The following is a 25915-nucleotide window of genomic DNA, read 5'->3' on the forward strand; positions in this document are numbered from 1 at the left end:
CTGGGCGCCTCCTACGCCTTCGACCGCAAGGTCTGGCTGACCGGCCGCTGGATGGCCGCCAAGGAAGTCAGCGGCGCCCCGCTGTCCATCGACGTCTTCCAGCTGGAGGTCAATGCCGGGTTCTGACGCCGCCCGCCGGGGCCGCTTCCGCAGCACGGAAGCGGCCGGCATCCGCACAGGCATCCGCCTTGATGGGGAGGGCATGGATCGTCTCCCCCGAACCAAGAAGTGAAAAAGTGAAAGAAGGCTTCATCTCGCTGAGAAAATTCACCGAAAAGTTCGCCGAGGTCGTACTGGTGGCGGACGGTCCCGTCCTGCTCACCCGCGGCAAGGTGCCGCTGGGTTTTTACCTGCCGATCAAGGTCTGGGGGGCGCAGCACGATTCGGACATCTGCCGGCATATGGTTGAAATGGTTTTGCGGCAATCTGGGCAGACACCGGAGGACATCGGCGAATGCATCGAGTCCTTCGTCGAGGGCAAGCAGATCCTGTACGCCATGCGCGGCCGGTTCGAGCCGCCCGGCTGAAGCAGGCATCCACCTCCGAACCCGATCACAGAAACGAATGGAAGATCCCATGACCACGCAGAACCCCGAATCCGCCACCGTCGCATCCAACGGCGCCGCCGAAGCCAATGCCTGGCCGCTGTTCTATCGCGAGCCGCGCGTACTGTCCTCGGTCGAACACGCCCAGTGGCGGGTGCGCCCGACCGGCGTCGGCTTCGCCGCCGCCAGCAATTCCGTACCGGTGGTGATCGGCGAGTTCGCCGCCGCCGCGCGCAACTATCCGCTGGTGTTCGCCGGCCCGGACAACACCCCGCTGGCGGTGCTGGGCGTGGAAGCCGGACGCAACCGCTTCGTCAACGGCGACACCTGGAGCGACGGCGCGTACGTGCCGGCCTACGTGCGCCGCTATCCGTTCGTGTTCGTGCAGACCCGGGATCCGGAAGGCTACGTGCTGGCCATCGATGCCGGCTCCGACGCGGTGATCCCGTCGGGCGAGGAGGGCAATCCGCTGTTCGAGAACGGCGAGCCGAGCGAGCTGACCAGGCAGGCGCTGCAGTTCTGCGACACCTTCACCCGCGAGGACCAGGCCACACGTACCTTCGCCGCCGCGCTGGCCGAGCAGGGGCTGCTGATCGAACGCAGCGCCAACATCGCCTTCGCGGATGGGCGCCGCAGCAGCGTCGATGGCTTCCAGGTGGTCGATGGCGAAAAATTCGCCGCGCTGCCGGACGCGGTGATCGTCGACTGGCATCGCAAGGGCTGGCTGGCGCTGGTGCACTTCCACCTGGCGTCGCTGGGCCGCTTCAACGACCTGCTGGCCCCCTGATTGAAACCCCACTTCCGTCAACCGGACGACGATAACATTCCCATGTGCAAGAATTCCTCCAACACACTCCGTTTCCTCACTCTCGCCGTGACGCTCACTGCGGCCAATGGCGTCTGCGCGCAGGCGGCTGGCGGCGCGACCGGCTCGCTCGAAGGCCCGGTCGTCGCCGGTGTCTGCTACCTCAGCCGCGAAGCGGTGTTCTCCAACGCGGCCGCCGGCAAGGACGCGGGCGTGCAGTTGCAGAAACTGGTGACCGACGCCCAGGCCGAGATCGAACGCGACAAGAGCCGCGCTGAGGCGGAACTGATCCGCGTGGGCGTGCGCGGCAACATTTCCGCTGACAAGTTCACCCCCGAGCAGAGCAAGGCGGTGCAGGAAGCGCAGGCCGTGCAGCAGCGCGCCAGCCAGCGCTCGCGCGAGATCGAGGCGACCCGCGCGTCGGTGCTGGAACGGATCTCCACCGCCGCCCAGCCGCTCATCGCCGAGGCCTACCAGCGCCACGGCTGCGGCGTGCTGCTGGATCGCGGCATGGTGCTGGCCGGCAACATGAGCCACGATCTGACCGCCGACGTGGTCAAGGCGCTGGATGCGCGGGTCAAGTCGATCCCGGTCACGCTGCAACGCGAGTCCGCCACGCCCGCCGCGACGCCCGCACCGGGCAAGCGCTGAGCCGCGACGCGCGGCCGCTCCGGCGCACGCCACGGCGCCGGGGCCACACTGCCATCAACTGCTATACTCGCGCCGCCTGAGGTGACCGCCGGCCTGGCCGGTGGTTGAAACGGGAATCCGGTGCGCCGGATCGTGTTCGCACGATCGGCAATTCCGGAGCTGCCCCCGCAACGGTAGGCGAGACAAGGTACCGCAACAGCCACTGTGCTTGATGCATGGGAAGGCGCGGACCGGAAGCACGGATCTTTCCCGGCTTCACTCGCGAGCCCGGAGACCGGCCTTTGAGCGGCGTGACATGCGGTGGGCGATGTCATGGAGGCCAGCTCGTTTCCGGTCGCCATAGCACTCTCTTTCCGCCTGTCCTTTTCCATCGCTTCCGCGCGGGCAGGCGCGGTCAAGGAGTGTGTCAGTGCATCCGCAGTCGTCGTTCCACCGCCAGATCCTGGCGGTTTCGTTGTTGCCTTCCCTTTGCTTCACCACCCCGGCCTTCGCCGGAGCGCCGGCCACCGATCTGGATGGCGTGATCGTCACCGCGACGCGCACCGCGCGGACCCAGGACCAGACCCTGGCCGCGGTCACCGTGATCGATCGCGAGGAGATCGAGCGCCTGCAGCCGGCCTCGCTGCCGGATCTGCTGACTGGCCGCGCGGGCCTGTCGCTGGCCAACAACGGCGGTCCGGGCAAGTCCACGTCGCTGTTCCTGCGCGGCACCGAATCCGATCACGTGCTGGTGTTGGTCGACGGCATCAAGCTGGGGTCGGCCACCAGTGGCGGCGCATCGCTGCAGGACATTCCCGTCGAGCAGATCGAGCGCATCGAAATCGTGCGCGGGCCATTCTCCAGCCTGTACGGATCCGAGGCGCTGGGCGGCGTGATCCAGATCTTCACCCGCCGGCCGCAGGGGCCGTTCCAGCCCAACTTCAGCGCCAGCATCGGCAGCGAAAGGACCCGACGCGCCTCCGCCGGCATCGGCGGGCGCAGCGGCGATGCCGAGCGGGGCGGCTGGTATGCAATCCAGGCCGCGCACCAGGACACCGACGGCATCAACGCCTATCGCGGCCGGCGCAACTTCGATCCGGATCGCGATGGCTACCGCAACGCCTCGCTGACCGTGCAGGGCGGCTATCGCTTCGACGAGCATTGGGACGCGGAACTGCGGTTGTTCCGCGCCGAAGGCCGCAACGAATACGACGGCAGCCTCAACAACGAGGCCGATACGGTCCAGCAGGTGGTTGGCGGGCGCGTGCGCTACGCGGCCAATGATCGGCTGCGCATCACTGCCAGCGCCGGCGCCAGCGCGGATCTGAGCGAGAACTTCCTCGATGGCGTGTATTCCTCCCACTTCGACACCCGCCGCAAGCTGGGTTCGCTGCAGGCCGACCTGGGGGTCGGCGCGGGCTTGTTGACCCTGGGCTACGACTGGTCCGGCGACGAGGTGGACAGCAATACCCGCTACGCGCGCGATCGCCGGATCAATCGCGGCGTGTTCGGCCAATGGCAGCAGGAATTCGGCCGGCAGTCGCTGCAGGCCAGTGCGCGCCGCGACGACGACAGCCAGTTCGGCGGCGAGACCACGGGCAGCCTGCAATGGGGTTGGGACTTCACCGAACAGCTGCGCCTGGGTGCCAGCTACGGAACCGGCTTCAAGGCGCCCACCTTCAACGAACTCTACTTCCCGGGCTACGGCAATCCGGAACTGGGTCCGGAAACCTCGCGCAGCGTCGAGCTGAGCCTGCGAGGCGATCACGGGCGTGCGCGTTGGGCGCTGCATGCCTACGAGACGCGCATCGACGACATGATCGCGTTCGATGCCTCGCTGGGAGACTCCGGCGGCCCCAACAACATTGATCGCGCGCGCATCCGCGGCATCGAGGCCGAAGGCGCGGTACGGCTGGCGGACTGGGATCTGCGCGCCAGCCTGACCCGGCTGGATCCGCGCAACGATGGCGACAATCCCAACCGCGACAACCTGCTGCCGCGACGAGCGCGAAGCAGCGCCCGCATCGATGCCGATCGCCGCTTCGGCGCGTTCAGCGTAGGCGCCAGCGCGATCGGCGTGGGCGAACGCTACGACAACCTCGCCAACACCACCCGCCTGGGCGGGTACGGGCTGGTCGACCTGCGCATGGGCTACACGCTGACGCCGGCGTGGCAATTGCAACTGGCGGCCTCCAACGTGTTCGACAAGCGCTACGAAACCGCCGCGCTCTACAACCAGCCGGGACGGACCTGGTTGTTGACTGTCCGCTACCAGCCCGTCACCCACTGACCGGAGCACAAGATGAAACCACTGTCACGGCCTTTCCATCTCGGTCTGCTCGCCACCTTCGCGGTGCTGATGATCGCCACCCGTTACCATCACTTCGGCGATGTCCTGCATCTGCCGGACGCGTCGATGGCGATCTTCTTCCTGGGCGGCCTGTACCTGCGCGGACACCTGCCGTTCCTGGGCTTGCTGGGGCTGGCGGTGGGCATCGACTGGGCGGCGGTGGAACTGGCCGGCGTCAGTGATTTCTGCGTGACACCTGCCTACGCCCTCCTGCTGCCGGCCTACGCGGTGCTCTGGTACGGCGGCCGCGCCTACGCGCCGAGGATGGCGCAAGACTGGCGCGGGCTGTGCGGCGCGCTGCTGGTGGCGCTGGCCTGCGCCTCGCTGTCGTTCCTGATTTCCAACGGCGCGTTCTACTGGCTGGGCGGGCGCTACCCGAATCCGGAATGGTCGCAGTACCTGGCGCGGATCTGGCAGTGGGGACCGCTGTTCGTGCGGACCACGCTGACCTACGTGGCCAGCGCATTGCTGGTGCATGGCCTGTTGCTGGCTACCCGTCGTCGTCCCGCCTCCCTCGGCACCTGATCAGGAGAACCGCGATGTCCGCAAAGCACCTGTCCGTCACATCCGAACCCGCGCTGCCGCTGACGTCCACGCGTGCGCAGCTCCTCACCGGCATCGCCCTGGCGCTGCTGATGATCGCCACCCGCGGCCAGCACTTCGCCAGCGTGGATGCGCTGCCCAGCGCATCGTGGGCGGTGTTCTTCCTGGCCGGCGCGCTGCTGCGGCCGATGTGGACGCTGCCGGCCTTCTTCGTGCTGTCGTCGCTGCTGGACTTCGGCAGCCTCGCCAACGGCACCATCACCGACTGGTGCCTGTCGCCGGCCTACTGGGCATTGGCGTTCGCCTACGCGGCGCTATGGCTGGGCGGCCATGCCTATCGCGGGCTGCACCGGGACCACGCGGGCACGGTACCCCGCCTGGCATTGACGCTGGCGGTGACGGCGAGCGTGGCCTACCTGTTGTCCAAGGGCGGTTTCTATTTCTTCTCCGGGCGCTATCCGGAGCCGACCCTGGACGGCTTTCTCGCTCGCATTCCGCACTACTATCCGCGCGCCCTGGGCACGCTGGCCGGTTACGTGGGCGTCGCTTTCCTGGTTCGCGCATGCCTGCGCGGGCTGGCCGCACGCGCCGCCTCCCGCCAGGGCAGCCCGGCATGAGCCGCGGTTCGGAACGCCGCGGGCTCAGCGAGGAGGAGCACTATCGCGAACGCGCCCAGCGCAAGAAGGAACTGGTCGATCGCCGGGTCGCCCGCGCCACCATCGACCGCGGCGTGCTGGTGGTGAACACCGGCAATGGCAAGGGCAAGAGTTCCTCCGGTTTCGGCATGCTGGCGCGCAGCCTGGGACACGGCTTCCATTGCGGGGTCGTGCAATTCATCAAAGGCAGCTTTTCCACCGGAGAGGAGGCGTTCTTCCGTCGCTTCGACGAGGACGTCGATTATCGTGTGATGGGCGAGGGCTTCACCTGGGAAACCCAGGATCGCGAGCGCGACATCGCCGCGGCCGGCGTGGCCTGGCAAGAGGCCGCGCGGATGCTGTCGGATCCGGCCTATGATTTTGTCCTGCTCGACGAACTCAACATCGCCCTGAACAAGGATTACGTCCCGCTGGACCAGGTGCTCGCCGCGCTGGCCGCGCGACCGCCGCGCCAGCACGTGGTCGTCACCGGACGCGGCGCGCCGCAGGCACTGATTGACGCGGCCGACACGGTCACCGAGATGCGCCTGATCAAGCATGCGTTCAAGGCGGGTATCAAGGCCCAGCACGGTATTGAACTGTAGACCATGGATTCCGAAACCTTCCGCTGTCCGGCATTGCTGGTCTCCGCGCCCGCTTCGGGGCAGGGCAAGACCAGCGTGACCGCCGCGCTGGCCCGCTGGCACCGTCGCCAGGGCCGTCGCGTGCGGGTGTTCAAGACCGGTCCGGACTTCCTGGATCCGATGGTGCTGGAACGCGCCAGCGGCGCGCCGGCCTACCAACTGGATCTATGGATGACCGGCGAGGCCGACGTGCGTGCGCGCCTGCATGCGGCGGCGGGCGAATCCGACCTGATCCTGATCGAAGGCGTCATGGGCCTGTTCGACGGATCGCCCTCCAGCGCGGATCTGGCGCAGGCGCTGGGCGTGCCGGTGCTGGCGGTCATCGACGGATCGGCGATGGCGCAGACCTTCGGCGCGTTGGCGACGGGGTTGGCGCGCTATCGCGAAGGTCTGGCCGTGCATGGCGTGGCCGCCAATCGCATCGGCAGCGCCCATCACGCCGATCTGCTGCGCGGCAGCCTGCCGGCGGATCTGCACTGGCTGGGCGCGTTGCCGCGCGATGCGCAACTGGCGTTGCCGGAGCGTCACCTCGGTCTGGTGTCGGCCGGTGAACTCGGCGACATCGACGCGCGGCTGGATGCGCTGGCCGATGCCTGGGGTGTTCATGCGGCCACGACCTTGCCGCCGCCGGTGGCGTTCGCGCCGATGGACGTCGAACCCGTGCCGCCGTTGCTGCGTGGCCTGCGCATCGCGATCGCCCGCGACGCGGCGTTCTGCTTCCTGTATCCGGCCAATCTGGATCTGCTGCGCGCGGCGGGCGCGGACCTGCGTTTCTTCTCGCCGCTGGCGGGCGAGTCCTTGCCCGAGTGCGACGCGGTCTGGCTGCCCGGTGGTTATCCGGAGCTGCATCTGGCGGTGCTTTCGCAACAGCATGAATTGCACGCAGCGCTGCGTGCGCATCGCGATGACGGCAAGCCGATGCTGGCCGAATGCGGCGGCATGCTGTTCGTCCTGGAGGCACTGACCGGCAAGGACGGCGAGCGTGCCGCGATGGCCGGACTCATGGCGGGCGAAGCGGCCATGCAGCCGCGACTGGCCGCGCTGGGCCTGCAATCGGTCGAACTGCCCGAAGGCGTGCTGCGCGGACACACGTTCCACTATGCCCGCGCGGAGTTGGCCTCCGTTCCGCTCGCCGTCGCCAGCAACCCGAATGGTGGTCCCAGCCGGGAAACCGTCCATCGGGATCGCCGCCTCACCGCCAGTTTCGTCCACTTCTATTTCCCGTCGAATCCGCAGGCCGCGCTGCGGTTGTTCCTGCCATGACGCCGGTGCTGGCGATGCTGGCCGGCGTCGGCCTGGACACTTTGCTGGGCGAACCCCGCCGTTGGCATCCGCTGGTGGGATTCGGCCGCTGGGCGGACTGGCTCGAACGTCGCCTGCATCGTGATGCGCGCGGCGCGGGAGCGCTCGCGTGGAGTGTGGCGGTGCTTCCGCCGGTGGCCGTGGTCGCAGGCGTGGACGTCTGGCTGCGACAGGAATTCCCGTGGCTCGCGACCGCGTTTGCGGCGGTCATGCTGTACCTGGCCATCGGCCGGCGCAGTCTGGGCGAGCACGCGCGTGCGGTGGAGGATGCATTGGCGGCCGCCGAGCTGGACGCCGCGCGCCAGGCGGTCGGACGCATGGTCAGCCGTGACACCGGCGGACTCGATGCCTCGCAGGTGGCCGCGGCGGCCACCGAATCGGTGCTGGAGAACGGCAGCGACGCGGTGTTCGGTGCGTTGTTCTGGTTTGCCGTGCTCGGCGCGCCCGGCGTAGTGCTGTATCGGCTGGCGAACACGCTCGACGCGATGTGGGGTTATCGAACCCCGCGCCATTTGCGCTTCGGCTGGGCCGCCGCGCGGCTGGACGACCTGCTGAATCTGCTGCCCGCGCGGCTGACCGCGTTGAGCTATGCCTTGCTGGGCCGGACCACCGGCGCGCTGCGTTGCTGGCGTGCGCAGGCGGGGCAATGGAAGAGTCCCAACGCCGGGCCGGTGATGGCGGCGGGTGCGGGCGCGCTGGGAGTCCGGTTGGGCGGACCGGCGCCATATCACGGTGTCTGGCAGCAACGTCCGCCGCTGGGCGAGGGTAGGGCGGCGGACCGGGCCGGCATCGCGGCGGCGCGACGATTGGTGAACCGCGGCGTGGTGCTGTGGTTGGCGATCGCGCTGATCATCGGACTCGGACGGGAGATGCTGCATGCTTGAACATGGCGGACGCCTGCTGCGCGCCGCGCGGCAATACGGAATCCCGGCGTCGGACTGGCTGGACCTGTCCACCGGCGTCAGCCCGTTTCCGTGGCCGGTGCCGGAATTGCCGGCATCGGTCTGGCACCGACTGCCGGAGGACGACGATGGCCTGATCGAAACCGCGCGTGCCTACTACGGTGCGCCGGATCTGCTGCCGGTCGCCGGGTCGCAGGCGGCGATCCAGGCCTTGCCGCAGTTGCGGGTTCCCTCGCGGGTGGGCGTCATCGCCCCCGGTTACGCCGAACACGCGCATGCATGGCGGCGCGCCTGGCACGAGGTGGCGACCCTGCCTGCCGGGGAACTGCTGGCGCAGGCGCATCGCTTCGACGTGGTGGTACTGATTCATCCCAACAATCCCGGCGGCGAGCGCTTCGGTTCCGCGCAGTTGCTCGAACTGCACGCGCGCCTGGCCGCGCGTGGCGGCTGGCTGGTGGTCGACGAAGCCTTCATCGATGTCGAGCCGGACGCCAGCCTGTGCGCCGAGACCGCGCGGGAAGGCCTGATCGTGCTGCGCTCGGTCGGCAAGTTCTTCGGCATGGCCGGCGCGCGGGCGGGATTCGTCTGCGCATCGCCCCTGCTGCTGGACGCATTGCGCGAACGGCTGGGACCCTGGACGTTGAGCGGTCCCAGCCGCCATGCGCTGCGGCTGGCGCTGGCCGACAAGGCCTGGCAGGCGTCGGCGCGTCCACGCTTGCGGGCCGCCGGCGAGCGGCTTTCCGGAATCCTGCGTGCGGCCGGGCTCGAACCGGCCGGCGGTTGCGCGCTGTTCCAGTGGTGCCGTCACGCCGATGCGCGCGCATTGCACAAGGCGCTGGCGCGGCGCGGCATCCTGACCCGGTTGTTCGACACGCCGGCCAGCCTGCGCTTCGGCCTGCCGGCGGATGAGGCGGGATTCCTGCGCCTGCGCGACGCACTCGCCGGCATCCACGCGGAAGCCATCGCATGAACGCGCGCGTGCTGATGGTGCAGGGCTGCACGTCCGATGCCGGCAAGAGCACGCTGGTCACCGCGCTGTGCCGCTGGCTGCAACGCCAGGGCGTGCGGGTGGCGCCGTTCAAGCCGCAGAACATGGCACTCAACTCGGCGGTCACGGCGGACGGTGGCGAAATCGGGCGCGCGCAGGCGGTACAGGCGCAGGCGTGCGGGCTGGCGCCGCATACGGATTTCAACCCCGTGCTGCTCAAGCCCGACAGCGACACCGGTGCGCAAGTCATCGTCCACGGACGCGCGGTCGCGCGCCTGGGAGCCAGCGCATATCACGACTACAAACGGGTGGCGCTGGAAGCGGTGCTCGCTTCGCACGCGCGGCTGTGCGCCGGCTATGACGCGGTGGTGGTGGAGGGCGCCGGCAGCCCGGCGGAAATCAACCTGCGCGCCAACGACATCGCCAACATGGGGTATGCGGAAGCCGTCGATTGCCCGGTGATCCTGGTGGCCGACATCGATCGCGGCGGCGTGTTCGCGCATCTGGTCGGCACCCTTGCATTGCTTTCGGAAAGCGAACGGCGGCGGGTGAAGGGTTTCGTCATCAACCGTTTCCGCGGCGACATTTCCCTGCTCGAACCGGGATTGGCCTGGCTGGAGCGCGAAACCGGCAAGCCGGTGCTCGGCGTGCTGCCTTACCTGCAGGGCCTGCATCTGGAAGCGGAGGATGCGCTGCCCGTCGCCGTCGCCGACAAGCCCGAAGCCCGCCTGCGGGTGGCGGTACCGGCATTGCCGCGCATCAGCAACCACACCGATCTGGACGCGCTGCGTGCGCATCCGCAGGTGGATTGCCGGTTCGTCGGCCCGGGGCAATCGCCGCCGCACTGCGACCTGATCGTCCTGCCGGGCAGCAAGTCCACCCGCGCCGATCTTGCCTGGCTGCGCGAACAGGGATGGGAGGTGGCACTGGCCCGGCACCTGCGCTACGGCGGCAAGGTGATCGGCATCTGCGGCGGCTTCCAGATGCTGGGCCGGCGCATCCACGATCCCGAGGGCATCGAGGGCGCGCCCGGTTCCAGCGCGGGGCTGGGCTGGCTGGATATCGAGACGACCCTGGAAGCCGGCAAGCAACTGCGGAACGTGCGCGGCATGCTCGCCCTGGCGGACGACGCGGCGCCTGTCAGTGGATACGAGATCCATTGCGGCGTCAGTCGCGGTGTCGCCCTGGCGTCCGCGCCGATCACGCTGGAGCAGGGACGCGCCGATGGCGCGCGTTCGGACGACGACCAGATCCTCGGCACTTACCTGCATGGCCTGTTCGATTCGCCACCGGCGCTGGCCGCGCTGTTGCGATGGGCGGGTCTGGAGCGGGCCGCCCCCGTGGACATGCAGGCACTGCGCGAGCGCGCCATCGATCGTCTGGCCGACGCGGTGGAAGCGCACCTGGACACCGCCGCGTTGCACCGGCTGCTGGGACAGGAGAATGCATGAACCCTCCACGACACACCCTGATTCTGGGGGGCGCGCGATCCGGCAAGAGCGCGCTGGCCGAACGCTGGGCGCGGGCCTCCGGGCATGCGGTCACCTACATCGCCACCGCGCGCAGCGGCGATGATGAAATGGCCGCGCGCATCGCCCACCATCGCGCCCGGCGTCCGACCGACTGGGCCTGCGTGGAAACGCCCATCGAACTCGCCGCGACCCTGGCCCGGCATGCGGCAGCGGATCGCTGCCTGCTGGTGGACTGCCTCACCCTGTGGTTGAGCAACCTGCTGATCGACGCGGAAGGCACGGGTTTCGAACGCGAGCGGAAAGCGCTGCTGGACACGCTGCCCGGCTTGCCGGGCGAGATCCTGATGGTCAGCAATGAAGTCGGATCCGGCGTGGTGCCGATGGGCGAACTGAGCCGCCGGTTCGTGGACGAGGCCGGGCGATTGCACCAGGCGCTGGCGGAGCGTTGCGGACGGGTGGTGTTCGTCGCCGCGGGTCTGCCGCTGGCGCTCAAGGGAAGCCTGCCGTGAGCCCTGGCGCGGACGCGCCCGGTGTCGAGTTGATGCGGCATGGCGACACCGGTCGCATCAGTTATCGCGGACAGCTCGATGACGCGCTTTCGCCGATGGGCTGGGCGCAACTGCGCGCGGCGGTCGCCGGCCGGGACTGGGATGTGATCGTGGCTTCCACGCTGCGGCGCTGCGCGGCGTTCGCGACCGAGTTGGCGGCCCGGCGCGGGTTGCCGCTGCGGCTGGATGCGCGACTGGCCGAGTACCACTTCGGCGAATGGCAGGGTGTGCCGATCGAAACACTGCAAACGACCTCTCCCGACGCGCTGCACGCGTATTGGTCGGATCCGGTGCGTTTCCCCCCGCCGGGCGCGGAGCCCTTCGCAGCGTTCCGTGAACGCCTGTCCGCCGCGCTGGACGAAATTGCCGCCGAATCACACGGACGGCGCGTCCTTGTCCTGACCCACGGTGCGGCGATTCGCCTGTTGCGGTGTCTGGTGGAGGGCCGCGATTTCGGCGAGATGGCGGGCATCCCCGTGGATCACGCCTCGCTGCATCCGTTGGCCTGGCCGCCAGCCGGGCGATGAAACGCCATCGTCCGGCTGGCGGCGATGGCAGGCAGGGCGGGGAGCGGGCCCAGGCTTGCTGCAAGGCAGCATGCGCCAGGCAAAACCCTGTGGTACTAATCTCGCGCCTACCCGCTTGAATCGATCCAAATAAGGAAGCGGTCACTGTTGGGGAACAACGGCGGGTAATCGAAGTGCATATGGCATTCCGGCGACGGAGTGAGTGCGCGCATTTGCAACGAGGTAAATCGCTACAGAAATTTAGATCGATATAAAAATTCCGCGTCAGCAACCGTTATTCAATCCAGGAGAGGGTGATTGAAATGAACAAGGTTCCACGCAAGCGCATCAGGAATTCACTATCCACGGCGATCGCCATCGCCCTGACCGCAACCGCGGCGCTGCCGGGCAGTGCATTCGCCCAGCAGGCGCCAGCCCAGGAGCAGGCCGACGCGCCCGCCAGCGCCACCGACCTCGACAAGGTGACCGTCACCGGTTTCCGCTACTCGATCGAGCAGAGCCTGGAACAGAAGCGCAACGCGAACGCGGTCGTCGAAGTCATCACCGCCGAAGACGTCAGCAAATTCCCCGACAAGAACGTGGCCGACGCGCTGCAGCGCGTGCCCGGCGTGATCATCACCCGCGACGGCGGCGAGGGAAAAACCGTCAGCGTGCGCGGCCTGTCCTCGGACCTCACCCTGACCCAGTTGAACGGCAACTACGTCGCCTCGTCGGAAACCAACGACGAAGCGTCGCGCTCGTTCAACTACACGCTGCTGCCGGCCAACATGCTGTCCAGCGCGGAACTGTTCAAGACCCCGGAGGCGCGCATCGACGAAGGCGGCATCGGCGGCACGGTGATCCTGCATACCCGGCGCCCGCTGGATCTGGAGAGCAATTCGGGCTTCGCCACCGTCGAAGGAACCTATTCGGACACCAGCAAGACCACCGACCCGCAGCTGTCGGCCATGTATTCCTGGCACAGCGACGATGACCGGTTCGGCGTGCTGGTGGGCGTGACCAAGCAGAAGCGCACAAACCGCAGCATGGAGGTCAGCACCGAGGACTACCAGTGGTACGGAGATGACTACGAAGGTTCGCCCGCGACCGATGTCAACGGGAGGCCATTCACCCAGGACGGCATTGGATACTGGTGGGGACAGTCGGGTTTTTACAACCAGACGGGCGACTACTACTCCAACTTCTTCCTGCCGACCTCGGTCAACTTCGCCGTGCGCGAGGAAGAGCGCGAGCGCGAGGGCGCGCAGCTGACCTTCCAGTTCAAGCCAACCGACAACCTGACCCTGACCGCCAACTATTTCCGCTTCGAACTCCAGGGCGATTACACCCTGAACATGCTGAAGATCCCGGAATGGAACCTGGCCCGCTATTCGGGCGACGGCAACTGGCCCGGCGGCCGCCTGCTCAATGGGCTGACCTTCGATCGCAGCGGCACCATCGTGACCGGCGCCGAGTACGAAAAGCTGCCAGGCAAGGTCTATTACTGCAGCGAGGACGAAGCAGTGGCAGCCGGCCTGGAACGCGGCGGTTGGGGACCGGATGACTGCACCATCCCGACTCCGCAGCTGACCGGCGGCTACAGCCGCGAAAAGGCGCTGTCGCAGACCGCGGATCTGGCGATCGAATGGGATATCGGCCCGCTGTGGAAGGCATCGTTCAAGGGCGGCCGGACCTGGTCCGAAGGCGGCCCGTCGATGAACTTCCGCATGTCGGCCAAACCGCGTCGCCAGGTCGACGGCGTGTGGCAGGCCGGCAATACCTACAGCGCCTGGGATCTGAGCGGGACGCCGACGGCGACCTTCTCGCCGAATCTGCAGGAGATGCTGATGGCGGGCGTGGCGGAAATCGACACCGGCTCGACCGATTCGTCCTGGATGGAAACCGAACTCGAGCAGAACTACTTCCAGGCCGACTTCACCAAGCTGTTCGAGGACGGCTGGCTGGATTCGATCCAGTTCGGCGCGAAGTACCGGGACGGCAAGGTGCACCGCAACACCGGCAATACCTACTGGGTCTGCCAGGGCGCCTCGCCCGACGACTATGACGCCCGCTACCAGAGCAGCGGCTGCGCCGATCCGGAAAAGGGCATCGCCCAGCCAGGCTTCTTCTACTCCAAACCCATCGGCAACATCGCCGGCGGCTTCAACGCCAATGTCTTCCCCGGCATCAACTTCCCGGCCTACATCAACTATCTCAACAGCCGCTATGGCGGCATGCAGAACCGTCGCGAACCCGACTTCGTCTACAACGTCGGCGAGAAGATCTATTCGGGCTACTTCCAGGCCAATTTCCGCACCGAGCGCCTGCGCGGCAACATCGGCGTGCGCGTGGTGCGCACCAAGCAGAGCGCCGAATCCACGGACTCGGTGGAACGGTTCATGGACTACTTCGTGGATGGCCCGGATGGCAACCCGCTGGCGTGTCCCGCCGGCGAACCGCCCGCGGGAACCGTCTGCGAGTCGGGCTTCGTGCGCCGCGACGTGCGCGAGAAGACCTACGAACTGGCCTCGCTGGACAAGACCTACACCGACGTGCTGCCGAGCTTCAACATCGCCTATGACCTGACCGACAACCTGGTGCTGCGCGCCGCGGCCTCCAAGGTCATTTCCCGTGCGGGCTACACCAGCATTGCCTATCCGGGCGGGCTGCAGTTCTACAGCGAGGAATACAGCAACGACCGGCGTGTCGCCGGCGGCACCACCAACCCCGGCTGGTACGGCTCGGGCAGCAACAAGGATCTGCAGCCGTTCGAGGCCACCCAGTTCGATGTCGGGCTGGAGTGGTACTACAAGCCGGGTTCGGTGCTGGGCGCAGGACTGTTCCGGAAGAACGTCAAGAACTTCACCGTCGAGGTCGTCCGCGACCAGCAACTCGTGGTGGGTGGGGAGACGGTGACCATCCAGGGATACAGCACCGATGCCAACGGCCGCGACGCGGTGTCGCAGGGCGTGGAGCTGTATGCCCAGCACACCTTCGATTCGGGATTCGGCTTCCAGGCCAACTACACGTACAACGACACCAACCTGGCTTCCATTGTTCTCGACGGCGAGAACATCGGCGAATCGCCGCTGGCGGGCAGCGCCAAGAACCAGGCGAACCTGACGGTGTTCTACGAGAACGACCGGTTCCTGGCCCGTGCTTCCTACAATCGTCGCGGCGAGGTGATCGGCAACCTGGACAATGGTCTCACGGTCTACAGCGAGCCTTACGATCAGCTGGATCTGAACGCCGCGTACAACATCACCGACTACCTGACCCTCACCGGTTCGGTGCTGAATGCGACCAAGTCTGAGCAACGGCAGTATCTGGGCAACGACACCGAAGCCCGCACGTACTCCAACAACTACTCCGGGCGCATCCTGTACCTGGGCCTGACCTACAAGTTCTGAGTCGAGTTGTCCGCCCCCTCACCCTCGGGTGAGGGGGATTTTCCATGTTGGCGACAGGCGCGTTCCCGGGGAGGGGAGTGCAGGAATGAACACAGACAACCGCATCCGGCGCGTGGTCGTGGTCGGCGGTGGCAGTTCCGGCTGGATGGCGGCGGCGACCCTGGCCACGTTCATCGGCAAGGGCGCGGACATCCGCCTGATCGAGTCCGAGGAGATCGGCATCATCGGAGTGGGCGAGGCCAGTGTCCCGCACATGCGCATCTTCAACGCGCATGTGCTTGGCATCAAGGAGGCCGATTTCGTCACCCATACCCAGGGCACCTTCAAGCTGGGGATCCAGTTCAACGACTGGGCACGCATCGGCGACAGCTATGTGCACGGGTTCGGCACGCTGGGGCGTGCGCTGGGACCGCTGCCATTCCACCAGTTCTGGCTCAAACTGTTCCTGGCCGGCCGCGCGCCGGCGATCGGCGCCTATTCGTTGCCGACCGTGGCCGCACCCCTGTGCCGGTTCACCAACAGTCCGGAAGGCGCTCCGGCCGGTTCTCCACTGGAGGACATCGCCTACGGCTATCACTTCGACGCCGGGCTGTATGCACGTTACCTGCGCAACCTGTCCGAGCGCAGGGGCGTGACACGCATCGAGGGCAAGGTGCTGGACGCGGTCCAGCGCGCCGAGGATGGCTTCATCGAGGCGGTCGTGATGGAAAGCGGCGAACGCATCGAAGGCGATTTGTTCATCGATTGCTCCGGGTTTCGCGGCCTGCTGATCGAACAGGTGTTGAAGACCGGCTACGAGGACTGGTCGCACTGGCTTCCCTGCAACCGGGCGATGGCGGTGACCTGCGAAGGCAGCGCGCCGCTGACGCCGTACACGCGGGCCACCGCGCGGGCGGCGGGTTGGCAGTGGCGCATCCCCTTGCAGCATCGCGTCGGCAACGGCTATGTCTATTCAAGCGAGCACCTGGGCGACGACGAGGCCGCCGCGACCCTGCTGGCGAATCTCGATGGCCGCCCGTTGATCGAACCGCGGCCACTACGCTTCACCACCGGCCGGCGCAGGCGGTTCTGGAACCGCAACGTGGTCGCGCTGGGTCTGGCCGGCGGCTTCATGGAGCCGCTTGAATCCACCAGCATCCACCTGGTCCAGTCGGGCCTGCAGCGCTTGCTGGGGCTGTTCCCGGATCGCACGTTCGATCCCTTGCTGATCGAACGCTTCAACCGGGACTCGATTTTCGAGTACGAGCGGATCCGCGATTTCCTGATCCTCCACTACAACGCCACCGAGCGCGACGACAGCCCGTTCTGGGATTACTGCCGGACGATGCCGATCCCGGACAGCCTGCGCGAAACGGTCGATCTGTTCCGCCTGGACGGGCGCTACTTCCGCAACGGCGAGGATTTCTTCGCGTTGCCGAGCTGGGTGCAGGTGATGCTGGGCCAGCGTGTCGTGCCGCGCGGCTACCACCCGATCGTGGACGAGATGCCCGAGGAGGAACTGGCGGGATTCGTCGAACGGGTGCGCCGGACACTGGCGACGTGCGTGGACACGATGCCGTCCCACCAGGACTACATCGACCGTTACTGCAAGGCGCAGATGAACTGAGCCGGCGGGCCGGACCGCTGCCTAGCCGCGTGGCCGCGCTTCCACCAGCCGCCCCAGTTCGGTCGCCAGCACCTGTACCAGTGCGTCCGCGCTGGGCCGGTGGAACAGGGCGACTTCGTAGCTTTCCACCGGCGGCAGGCCGTGGCGCCGATCGAGTACACGATGCTGGCGGGTGATGGCGCGACGCGGCAGCAGGCTGATGCCCATGCCGTCGGCGACCGCGTCCTGGATGCTGGCCAGCGATGAACTGGAAAAGGCGATGCGCCAGCGCCGGCCGCCGGCTTCGATGGCGCCGATCATCTCTTCCCGGTACAGGCCACGCATGGGGAAGGTCACCAGCGGCACCGGATCCTGTCGAAGGCAGGGACGCTGCGGACTGTCGATCCAGTGCAAGGGCTCGGGCCAGCACCGGACCGCCTCGCGGGTATTGCGGCGTTGCTTGACCAGGGCCAGATCGAGCTCGCCCCGGTCATAGGCCTGGGTGAGATCGCGGCTCAGTCCGGTGGTGACTTCCAGCTTCACCTGCGGATGGCGGCGGTTGAACGCGGCCAGCATGCGGGTGGCGCGGGTGCCGGCGAAATCGTCCGGCACCCCCAGCCGGATGGTCACCGCCACGGTGGCGCCGGCGAGACTGTCGAACAACTGGTCGTTGACGTTGAGCATGTGCCGGGCGTGGCCGAGCAGCACGTGTCCGGCCTCGGTGGGCTGGACGTCGCGGGTGCCGCGGGTCAGCAGGCGGTGGCCGGTCAGCTCCTCCAGCCGGCGCACTTTCTGGCTGATGGTCGACTGGGTGGAATGCAGGTGGGTGGCGGCGGTGGTGAAGCTGCCGCAGTCGGCCACCATCAGCAGCGCCCGCAGCAGATCCAGCTCGATCAGCGGCCTATTCGTTTTCTGGATTCCGGCCATTCGAATATTTAATTTCCCGATGGAGCATGCGCGTTCTAGCATCGGTCGCAGGTCCGGGCAAGCGTGCCCGGCAAGCCATGCCGCGGATTTCGCCGGGAGTTGCCGATGCCATCGTTGTTCCGCCTGGGTGCGGTCGTCCTGACCGCCACGTTGCTGCTGTTGGCGGCGATGGCCAGCGTGAAGGGAGGAGAGTTGGAAAACCGTTTGTGGAAGGCCGCCAGTGCCGGCGATGCGCGCGGTGTCGATACCCTGATCCGGCAAGGCGCCGCGGTGGATGCCCGCGATGGCGAGGGACGCACCGCGTTGTTGCTTGCCACCCACGCGAACCAGATCGAAGCCGCGCGGGTGCTGATCCAGGCCGGCGCCGACGTCAATGCCAAGGACGCCATCCAGGACAGCCCCTACCTCTATGCCGGCGCACGCGGCCATCTGGAAATCCTGCGGTTGACCCTGGCCCACGGCGCGGATCTGCTCAGCACCAACCGCTACGGTGGAACTGCGCTGATTCCGGCCGCCGAACGCGGTCACGTGGAGACGGTGAAGACCTTGATCGAGGCCGGCGTGGATGTTGACCACGTCAACCGGCTCGGCTGGACCGCGCTGCTGGAGGCGATCATCCTCGGCCAGGGCGGCCCGCGGCACGTGCGCATCGTGGAGGCGTTGATCGCGGCGGATGCCGACGTGAATCTTGCCGACGGTGAAGGCGTCACACCGCTGCAGCACGCGCGTCGTCGCCAGCAGCACGGCATCGTCGATCTTCTCGTGCGGGCCGGCGCGCGCGGATAGCAGGCCGGCCGGGTGGTCCGGCCTGTCGTTTTCCTCCCGGCATCGGTTGGCTGCGCGCATCTCCTGGTGCGCAGCCAATCCTTTCGATTCACGCGCGCCCGGCAACGGCGCGCAGTCACCGCGAACCTGGACACCCCATGCTCAAGTCACTGCTTTCCGCACTCCTGCTGGCGCTGGCATTCTCGACGCCGGCCATCGCCGCCGAGCGCGCCGACGTCATCATCCGCCACGCCGCCGTCATCGACGTTGCCGGTGCGCGCGTGCTGCCCGGGCAGGCGGTGGTGCTGCGCGGGGAGGACATCGTCGCGGTAGGACCGGACGCGGAGATCGCTGCCCGTTGGCAGGCCGGACGCAGCATCGAAGGCCGCGGGCGGTTCCTGATTCCGGGCCTGTGGGACATGCATGTGCATTTCGGCGGCGGTCCGGCACTGATCGAGGAGAACAAGGCGCTGCTGCCGCTGTACGTCGCCCACGGCATCACCAGCATCCGCGATGCTTCCGGGGATCTGCCGGTGCAGGTGCTGGAATGGCGCGAGGCGATCCGCAGCGGGAAACTGGCGGGGCCGCAGCTGTTCACCTCCGGGGCCAAGATCGAGGGCATCCGGCCGGTCTGGAAGGGCACCCTGGAAGTCGGCGACGAGGCCGGCGTGGATGCGGCGCTGGAACGGCTGCGGCGCGATCGGGTCGATTTCGTCAAGATCACCGACAGCACCCTGACGCCGCCGCTGTTCCTGTACGCGCTCTCCCGCGCACGCGAAGCCGGCTTGCGCACGTCCGGCCACATTCCGATGGCATTGACCGTCGCGCAGGCGGTGGATGCGGGCATCCGTTCGCTGGAGCACATCGACTATGCGTACAAGGCAGGAGTGAAGGGCGAGGCCGCGATTGCGGCCGATTTCGCCGCTGGCCGCATCGATCGCGCCGAGGCCAACCGGCGCCTGCGGGAGGGATTCGATCGCCAGACGGCGTTGGCCGCCTACCGCAATCTGGCCGCCAAGGACGTATTCGTCACGCCCACCCTCAACGGCGGCCGGATCATCGATTTCCTGGATGTCGACGATCACCTGGATGACGACTACCTGGCCTACATCGGCCCGGGCCTGCGGGCGACCTACGCGTGGCGGGTGGAACGCGCGGCCAAGGCGACGCCGGAGCAGATCGCCGAGCGTCACGCGCACTACCGCCAACTGGCGGCGGTGCTGCCGCTGCTGCAGGAAGCCGGCGTCACGATCATGGCCGGTACCGACGCGGGATTCCTCAATTCGTACAACTACCCCGGCATCGGCCTGCACGACGAACTGTCGCTGTACGTCAAGGAAGGGCTGACGCCGGCACAGGCGCTTGCGTCCGCCACCCGTGCCGGCCCGGCCTGGTTCGGCCGGCTGGACCGCTACGGTGCGATCGAAGCAGGCAAGGCGGCCGATCTGGTGCTGCTCGACGTCAACCCGCTGGAAGACATCCGTGCGACGCGCGCGATCCACGCGGTGGTGCTGCGTGGTGCCGTCCACGAACGCGCCGATTTGGATCGCATGCTGGACCAAGCCAGGCGTCAGGTAGCCGCCTGGAACGCGCAGCGCGCACCCTGAACCTCAGGGCGGGCGGGCACTGCCCGCGCCCGGCCACCCCGCTCACGCGGGCAGGCCGTCCAGCCATTCGCCGAACACCTGCCGGCTCTGCACGCGCATGGTTTCGTCGTGCTGGCCGGCGAGCTCGAGCATCGCGGCCGCATCCACGCCGCTGTCGCGCACTTCGCCGGCATGGCCTTCGGTCCATTCGCGCAGGCGATGCAGTTCCGCTTCCGGATGGAACTGCAGGCCGAGGATACGGGTTCCGATCCGGAATGCCTGGACCGCGCAGGCGTCGGTTTCCGCCAGCCGCTCGGCCTGTGGCGGCAGGGTGATGGCTTCGCCGTGCCAGTGGAGTACCGGTTGCCCGGCCGGCAGGTGGCGCAGCGGCGACCGCAGGCCCGCCGGGGTAAGCCTGATCGGCGCCAGACCGATCTCGCGTGCCGGCATCGGTGCGACCGCGCCGCCCAGCGCCAGCGCGATGATCTGCGCACCCAGGCAGATGCCGAGGAGGGGAATACCGCGCTCGGCGATGAGCGATGCCAGTCGCAATTCGTCGGCGATGGCCGGGTCATGACGATGATCGTTGGCGCTCATCGGTCCGCCCAGGATGATCAGCAGGTCCACGTGCAGCGGATCGATCGACCACACTTCGTCGCCCGGTGGCCGGTAGGTGGTGACGCGGTAACCGCGTTCTCGCAGCAGCGGCGCCAGGTGCCCGGCGTCCTCGAATTCCACGTGCTGGATGACGATCGCGTTCTTCATTCGGCTTTCCGCGCGTTGTCATCGATGGCGCAGCCTTCGTCGGTACAGCCGGCGCTGGCGGGAGCCTCCGCATCGTCCATCGGGATGGTCCTGGGCTCGCCCAGCAGGCCGCCGATCTGCGCGCCCAGCACCAGGTCGCTGACCTGGCCGAAATGCTGCATGCGGACCCGGCCGAGGCGATCGATCAGGGTGAGGGTCGGCGTGCCCTGCATGGCGTAGGCACGCATGGTCTGCGGAATCGGACCGCGCGGGGCGGGCCGGTCCACGCCGACCGGGAAGGGAATGCGGTACTCGTGCAGGAACGCCTGCAATGCCTCGTGGGTCATCACCTCGCGATGCTCGAACACCGTGTGCAGTCCGATCACGGCGACCTGATCGCGTGGAAAGCCGGTGTGGACGCGCAGCGCCTGCGGCAGGCCGTGCGAAACGCAGCCGGGGCAGAGCATCTGGAAGGCTTCGAGCACGATCACCTTGCCGCGCAGGGATTCCAGGCTCGGCGGCGAGGGTGTGTTGAACCAGCGGTCCACCTGCCAGGCGGGCGCGGGGGGATGGTAGGTGTTGTCCATATGGCTTGGGGCGCCCGCACCGTTGCGATGCGGGCGCCGCTCTCCTGTCGGTGGGGGCGAACGGTTTTTCCGGCTCAGCGCAGATCGGCCAGCGCGGCGCCGAAGTTGACGTGCAGTGGCAGGCCGCCCAGCACCAGCGCGGGCACGGATTTCACCCCGGCCGCTTCGGCTTCGCCGAGACGGGACTTCTGTTCGCCCAGATGGACGATTTCGACATCGAACCGCGATGGATCCAGCGCGGTGGCGAGCTGCTGCTCGGCATCGACGCAGACCGGGCAACCGGCGTGATAGAAAATGGCTTTCTGGCGCATACTTGCATCTCCTCTTGCTGCTCTTCACAGGGTCGTTGGGGGAACCGGGCGGCGATCGATGGCAGTCGATCGCCGCCCACTCGTTTCCGCCTGGGGCGGATGGGGAAGCCGGAACCGTTCGCGGTTCGCGGCCAGAAGTTCGTCTTCGGCGGGCGATTGCTCGCCGCAATCGATCCGCAGTTCGGCGTCGCCGAACGGCGCGCCGATGAAGGCGCAGAAATGCGGTTTGGCCGCATCGTCGCTGGCGAAGGGACGGAAGAACCGGCAGCCCAGGCAGGTCCGCAGGCCGGTGGCCAGTCCCTGCTGCTGTGCCTGTGCGATCAGCAACTGGCTCACCCGCAGCAGCGCGCCCACGTCGTCGGATTCCAGGCCCTGCAACAGGGCGGCCAGGCCATGGGCGGGATGCTTCAACCGGTTCGCCTGCGTGCGTCCGGCCGCGCTCAGGCGGACGATGCTGGCGCGGCGGTCCTCCGTGTCGGCGCGGCGGCGGATCCAGCCCTTGGCTTCCATCGCCTTGAGCGAATCACTGAGGCTGGCCGGCGATATGCTCAGGCGCTCGGCGATCTGGCGCGCGCGCAGCCCGTCGGGCGCAGCGGCCAGCATCCGCAATACCTGCGCCTGGGTCGGCGGCAGGGCGGCGCCCGCATCACTGCGCCAGGCCTGCGCGCGCACCAGCGAGGCGAGTTGCTCGAGGCCCGCGGCTGCCTGTTCGCGCTGGTGGGAAGGATCGGACATGGCAGTATGGTAGGAGTCCTAACTATATCGTTCAATGACCGTTCGTCGGCGCGCTCACAGCGAGGCCGGGTGGAACAGCGGCTCCCGGCTCAATACCCGCAGCCCTTCGGGCCCGCATTCCAGCAGGCGGCGCTCGTCATGCGCCACCAGCAACTCCAACTGGAAACCGTCTTCGGGGCGCAGCAGCGCGGCGATGCGGTGAATCGCCTGCAGCGCTTCGGCGCCCTCGGCATCGAAATGACCCAGGTGGCGGTCCTGCTGCTGGACGAGAAGGCGATAGCTGGACATGGTGATCTCAGGGAGAAAGGGAGGAGGCGGGCAGCAGCAGCTCGCCGCTGCGATGGAGCAGGGTGTGGCGAAGCGCCGCGACGACGCGTTCGCATGCCTGCGCGACCGCGTCGTCCAACGGAATTCCCGCCAGCAGGCGCGCGGCGAGTTCCGCACTGAACAGATCGCCGGTGCCCTTGGTGTCGGCGGACAGGCGCGGATGCCGGATCACGCGGGTGGTGTCGCGGGTGACGACCGCCACCCACATGCATCCGGCTTCCCATGCCTCCGGCGCCGCGCTGGTGACGACCACCCAGCGGGTGCGGCCGGTCAACAGGCGGCGCGCGGCGGCGAACACGCTTTGGGGGGCGCGGCCATGATCCGGCACCAGTTGCGCGAGTTCGAATCCGTTCGGGGTGATGCCATCGGCGAGGGGCAGCAGATGGCGCCGGTAGGCGTCGATCATGCCGGGGTCGACATAGATGCCGCTGTCGTGATCACCGATCACCGGGTCGACAAACAGTTGCAGCTCCGGCAGTTCCACGCGAAGCCGGGCGATCCAAACCGCCAGCGCCGCGGCCTGCGCGGGCTCGCCGAGGTAGCCGACCACCACCGCGCGTAGTTGCCGCAGCGCGCCGCGCGCGCGCAGGTCCGACAGATAGCCTTCGAACCACGGCAGCGGGATGACGCCGCCATGCAGGCTGGGATAGTGCGGCGTGTTGCTCAGCAGCACCGTGGGCACCGCAGCCACGCTCAATCCGTGCGCCTCCAAGGCCGGTACGGCGACGGCGTTGCCGACCCGGCCATAGACGACCTGTGACTGCACGGACACCACGTCCAGCCGCAATGGCAACGACGTGGCGTCCACCTGGTGGGTCACCGTCGCCAGCCGCTCCGCCAGTCCAGCGCCGCCGTCGTCGCGCAGGCTCATGCCGCGCTGCCTTCGCCGGGCCAGAAGTGGCTGTCGGGCAGGGCGCGGGCGCCGAAGATGGCCTGGCCGACCCGCACGACGGTGGCGCCTTCCTCGATCGCGATCTCGTAATCGCCGGACATGCCCATCGACAATTCATGCAGTTCGATGCCGGCCGGCGCCTGATCGCGCAGGCGATCACGCAGTTCCCGCAGCTGCACGAAACAGCGGCGCACCCGCTCGGCATCCTCGGAGAACACCGCCAGGGTCATCAGGCCGCGTACCCGCAGGGCGGAGAAGGCGGGCAGTTCGCGCAAGAAGGCGGCGACCTCCTCCTCCGGCAGGCCGTACTTGCTGGCCTCGCCCGAGGTGTTGACCTGAACGAACACGTCCAGCCCGCGTCCTTCCAGTTGCAGGCGCCGATCCAGTGCCTCGGCCACGCGCAGGCTGTCCAGCGCCTGGAACTCGGCGGCGAACCGCGCCACCAGCTTGGCCTTGTTGGTCTGCAGGTGGCCGATGACCGACCAGCGCAGATCCGTGAGATCGGCCATCGCCTCCCACTTGCGATGCGCTTCCTGCACCTTGTTTTCCCCCAGCAGGCGGCAGCCGGCGGCGTGGGCGAGACGGATGTGCGGCTCGTCGATGGTCTTGCTGACCGGCAGCAGGCGGACACTGGCGGGATCGCGACCGATCCGCGCGCAGGCCGCCCGCATGCGTGCATCGACTGCGGCGAGGTTGTGGCGGAAGTCCTCGACGCTCTCGGCGCGCGGATAGCGACCGTGCCGCGAATGCGAGGTGGAAGTGGACGGAACGGGAGCGGGGGAGGAGGTGTTCACCAGGATGGTTTCCTTTGCGTGAAGCGCGCGTTTGGCACGGGCGCCGTTGACACAGGCCAGATTCTATATTGTCATAGGACAATATGAAAATCACTGGAAACACCGCCGCCGAGATCTTCGAGCGCATCCGCCTGCTGGTGCGGAGCGGGCAATTGCGACCGGGCGATTCACTGCCGCCGGTGCGGGAACTGGCGCTCAACCTGGACGTCAACCGCAACACCGTCGCCGCCGCCTACAAGCGCCTGGTCGCGGCGGGTATCGCCGCCACCCAGGGCAGGCTGGGCACGGTGATCCGCGGCGACGAGGTGCTGGGCGAGCAGGAGGGCACACCGCATGCCACGCCATTGATCGATCTGGCCGGCGGCAATCCGAATCCGGACTGGCTGCCCGATCCCGCCGCCGCGCTGGCCTCGCAACGGCGACCGCCGCGGCTTTATGGCGCACCGTTGATGAATCCCGAGCTGGAGGCCTATGGCCGCGCATGGTTGTCGCCCGATTGCCCGGCCGGTCCAGCCATCGATCTGACCCACGGCGCGGTCGACGCGGTCGAGCGCCTGCTCGCCGCCTATCTCGCGCCGGGCGATCGGGTGGCGGTGGAGGATCCGTGCTTCCTCAGCAGCATCAACACCCTGCGCACCGCCGGCTTCGAAGCCATCGGCGTGCCCATCGATGGCCAGGGCATGCGCGCGGACGCGCTCGAAGCCGCGCTGGAGCAGGGCGCACAGGCGGTGATCATCACGCCGCGCGCGCACAACCCCACCGGTTGCAGCCTGGGCGCCAGTCGCGCGAAGGCGCTGCGCGCGGTGCTTGCGCGTCATCCGCATGTGCTGGTGATCGTGGATGACCATTTCGCGCTGCTGGCGCAGGCGCCGTACCACGACGTGATTCCGAAGAACGCGCAGCGCTGGGCGCTGGTGCGTTCGCTGTCCAAAGCGCTGGGGCCGGATCTGCGGCTGGCGTTCGTGGCATCCGATGCGCGGACCTCGAATCGCCTGCGCCTGCGCCTGGCGGGCGGTACCAGTTGGGTCAGCCACATCCTGCAGGACATCGCGCAGGCCTGCCTGCTGGATTCGCGCAACCGGCAGATCAAGGGGGCGCGGGAGGACTATGCGCGCCGCAGGCAACAGCTGGCCGAAGCGCTGCGCGGCGAGAACATCGCGACCCCGGCGGCGGACGGCCTCAATCTCTGGTTGCCGCTGGCCACGGACGGTGCGCGGATCGCCGGCGATCTCGCCCGCCACGGCTGGCTGGTGCGGGCGGGTGAAGCCTTCGGCGTCGGCGCTCCGGCGCGCGGCCTGCGCGTCACGATATCGACGCTGACGCCGGAGCAGGCCCGGCGCTTCGCCGCCGATCTGCGTGGTGCGCTTACGCGCGCCGGCTGA

At 67.9% G+C, this 25915-nt stretch carries 27 protein-coding genes and 1 riboswitch; of the genes, 19 read left to right on the forward strand and 8 right to left on the reverse strand.

Features of this window, described 5'->3' with window-relative positions; translation table 11 throughout:
* The 16 genes from IB228_RS10785 (at position 1) to IB228_RS10860 (ending at position 16886) form a co-directional block, all read left to right on the forward strand.
* The gene (locus IB228_RS10785; RefSeq protein ID WP_225562230.1) at positions 1-126 is read left to right on the forward strand and encodes a putative porin; all 126 of its coding nucleotides are present in this window, start codon (positions 1-3) and stop codon (positions 124-126) included.
* Positions 127-236: 110 nt separating this feature from the next.
* On the forward strand, positions 237-527 hold the full coding sequence (locus IB228_RS10790) for a hypothetical protein (protein WP_183636172.1): 291 nt from the start codon (positions 237-239) through the stop codon (positions 525-527).
* A gap of 49 nt (positions 528-576) precedes the next feature.
* The gene (locus IB228_RS10795; protein WP_183636174.1) at positions 577-1332 is read left to right on the forward strand and encodes a SapC family protein; all 756 of its coding nucleotides are present in this window, start codon (positions 577-579) and stop codon (positions 1330-1332) included.
* Positions 1333-1374: 42 nt separating this feature from the next.
* Entirely contained in the window at positions 1375-2001 is a 627-nt protein-coding gene (locus IB228_RS10800) for an OmpH family outer membrane protein (protein ID WP_192198413.1), read from the forward strand.
* A gap of 62 nt (positions 2002-2063) precedes the next feature.
* Positions 2064-2299, forward strand: a riboswitch (cobalamin riboswitch).
* A 111-nt stretch (positions 2300-2410) separates the two neighbouring features.
* The gene (gene btuB, locus IB228_RS10805; RefSeq protein WP_343227067.1) at positions 2411-4270 is read left to right on the forward strand and encodes a TonB-dependent vitamin B12 receptor; all 1860 of its coding nucleotides are present in this window, start codon (positions 2411-2413) and stop codon (positions 4268-4270) included.
* A gap of 12 nt (positions 4271-4282) precedes the next feature.
* On the forward strand, positions 4283-4855 hold the full coding sequence (locus IB228_RS10810; protein WP_192198417.1) for a hypothetical protein: 573 nt from the start codon (positions 4283-4285) through the stop codon (positions 4853-4855).
* Positions 4856-4965: 110 nt separating this feature from the next.
* Complete coding sequence (locus IB228_RS10815) at positions 4966-5490, forward strand: hypothetical protein (RefSeq protein ID WP_183641002.1); 525 nt, start codon at positions 4966-4968, stop codon at positions 5488-5490.
* Positions 5487-6113 carry a cob(I)yrinic acid a,c-diamide adenosyltransferase gene (cobO, locus tag IB228_RS10820; protein WP_192198419.1) on the forward strand — a complete coding sequence of 209 codons (627 nt, stop codon included), beginning with the start codon at positions 5487-5489 and terminating at the stop codon, positions 6111-6113. The genes IB228_RS10815 and cobO overlap by 4 nt, the downstream gene beginning before the upstream one ends.
* 3 nt (positions 6114-6116) lie before the next feature.
* Positions 6117-7415 (forward strand): cobyrinate a,c-diamide synthase, encoded by a 1299-nt coding sequence (locus tag IB228_RS10825; RefSeq protein ID WP_192198421.1) that lies wholly within the window; start codon positions 6117-6119, stop codon positions 7413-7415.
* Positions 7412-8338 (forward strand): adenosylcobinamide-phosphate synthase CbiB, encoded by a 927-nt coding sequence (cbiB, locus tag IB228_RS10830; RefSeq protein WP_192198422.1) that lies wholly within the window; start codon positions 7412-7414, stop codon positions 8336-8338. The genes IB228_RS10825 and cbiB overlap by 4 nt, the downstream gene beginning before the upstream one ends.
* Positions 8331-9326 (forward strand): threonine-phosphate decarboxylase CobD, encoded by a 996-nt coding sequence (gene cobD, locus IB228_RS10835; RefSeq protein ID WP_192198424.1) that lies wholly within the window; start codon positions 8331-8333, stop codon positions 9324-9326. The genes cbiB and cobD overlap by 8 nt, the downstream gene beginning before the upstream one ends.
* The gene (locus IB228_RS10840; protein ID WP_192198426.1) at positions 9323-10795 is read left to right on the forward strand and encodes a cobyric acid synthase; all 1473 of its coding nucleotides are present in this window, start codon (positions 9323-9325) and stop codon (positions 10793-10795) included. The genes cobD and IB228_RS10840 overlap by 4 nt, the downstream gene beginning before the upstream one ends.
* Positions 10792-11325, forward strand: a complete 534-nt coding sequence (cobU, locus tag IB228_RS10845) for a bifunctional adenosylcobinamide kinase/adenosylcobinamide-phosphate guanylyltransferase (RefSeq protein WP_192198428.1) — start codon at positions 10792-10794, stop codon at positions 11323-11325. The genes IB228_RS10840 and cobU overlap by 4 nt, the downstream gene beginning before the upstream one ends.
* Positions 11326-11357: 32 nt before the next feature.
* Positions 11358-11891, forward strand: coding sequence for a histidine phosphatase family protein (locus tag IB228_RS10850; protein ID WP_192198770.1), 534 nt, complete (start codon positions 11358-11360; stop codon positions 11889-11891).
* Positions 11892-12193: 302 nt separating this feature from the next.
* The gene (locus IB228_RS10855; RefSeq protein WP_192198430.1) at positions 12194-15280 is read left to right on the forward strand and encodes a TonB-dependent receptor; all 3087 of its coding nucleotides are present in this window, start codon (positions 12194-12196) and stop codon (positions 15278-15280) included.
* Positions 15281-15365: 85 nt separating this feature from the next.
* Entirely contained in the window at positions 15366-16886 is a 1521-nt protein-coding gene (locus tag IB228_RS10860; protein ID WP_192198431.1) for a tryptophan halogenase family protein, read from the forward strand.
* A 21-nt stretch (positions 16887-16907) separates the two neighbouring features.
* On the opposite strand, the gene IB228_RS10865 is transcribed toward IB228_RS10860, so the two are convergent.
* A complete protein-coding gene (locus IB228_RS10865; RefSeq protein ID WP_192198433.1) occupies positions 16908-17792 on the reverse strand; it encodes a LysR substrate-binding domain-containing protein in 885 nt (294 codons plus the stop codon).
* A 168-nt stretch (positions 17793-17960) separates the two neighbouring features.
* Between IB228_RS10865 and IB228_RS10870 the strand changes: the two genes are divergently transcribed.
* Positions 17961-18578: an ankyrin repeat domain-containing protein gene (locus tag IB228_RS10870; RefSeq protein WP_343227077.1), complete on the forward strand. Its 618-nt coding sequence runs from the start codon at positions 17961-17963 to the stop codon at positions 18576-18578.
* A gap of 137 nt (positions 18579-18715) precedes the next feature.
* Positions 18716-20164, forward strand: coding sequence for an amidohydrolase family protein (locus tag IB228_RS10875; RefSeq protein ID WP_192198437.1), 1449 nt, complete (start codon positions 18716-18718; stop codon positions 20162-20164).
* Between the two features lie 42 nt (positions 20165-20206).
* Here the strand turns inward: IB228_RS10875 and IB228_RS10880 are convergent, their stop codons facing one another.
* The 7 genes from IB228_RS10880 to IB228_RS10910 form a co-directional block, all read right to left on the reverse strand.
* The gene (locus tag IB228_RS10880; protein ID WP_192198439.1) at positions 20207-20908 is read right to left on the reverse strand and encodes a gamma-glutamyl-gamma-aminobutyrate hydrolase family protein; all 702 of its coding nucleotides are present in this window, start codon (positions 20906-20908) and stop codon (positions 20207-20209) included.
* Complete coding sequence (locus IB228_RS10885; protein ID WP_192198441.1) at positions 20905-21474, reverse strand: redoxin domain-containing protein; 570 nt, start codon at positions 21472-21474, stop codon at positions 20905-20907. The genes IB228_RS10880 and IB228_RS10885 overlap by 4 nt, the downstream gene beginning before the upstream one ends.
* Positions 21475-21548: 74 nt before the next feature.
* Positions 21549-21785: a thioredoxin family protein gene (locus IB228_RS10890; RefSeq protein WP_183636212.1), complete on the reverse strand. Its 237-nt coding sequence runs from the start codon at positions 21783-21785 to the stop codon at positions 21549-21551.
* A 24-nt stretch (positions 21786-21809) separates the two neighbouring features.
* Complete coding sequence (locus tag IB228_RS10895; RefSeq protein WP_192198443.1) at positions 21810-22520, reverse strand: MarR family transcriptional regulator; 711 nt, start codon at positions 22518-22520, stop codon at positions 21810-21812.
* 54 nt (positions 22521-22574) lie between these two features.
* A complete protein-coding gene (locus IB228_RS10900) occupies positions 22575-22808 on the reverse strand; it encodes a cytoplasmic protein (protein ID WP_192198445.1) in 234 nt (77 codons plus the stop codon).
* A 7-nt stretch (positions 22809-22815) separates the two neighbouring features.
* Positions 22816-23718, reverse strand: a complete 903-nt coding sequence (gene pdxK, locus IB228_RS10905) for a pyridoxine/pyridoxal/pyridoxamine kinase (protein WP_192198448.1) — start codon at positions 23716-23718, stop codon at positions 22816-22818.
* Positions 23715-24533, reverse strand: a complete 819-nt coding sequence (locus IB228_RS10910) for a YggS family pyridoxal phosphate-dependent enzyme (RefSeq protein ID WP_192198449.1) — start codon at positions 24531-24533, stop codon at positions 23715-23717. Before IB228_RS10910 ends, pdxK begins: the two co-directional genes overlap by 4 nt.
* 83 nt (positions 24534-24616) lie before the next feature.
* On the opposite strand from IB228_RS10910, the gene ptsJ reads away from it, so the two are divergent.
* Positions 24617-25915, forward strand: coding sequence for a transcriptional regulator PtsJ (gene ptsJ / locus IB228_RS10915; protein WP_192198451.1), 1299 nt, complete (start codon positions 24617-24619; stop codon positions 25913-25915).

The organism is Pseudoxanthomonas sp. PXM04, from assembly GCF_014851695.1.
Lineage (GTDB): Bacteria > Pseudomonadota > Gammaproteobacteria > Xanthomonadales > Xanthomonadaceae > Pseudoxanthomonas_A > Pseudoxanthomonas_A beigongshangi.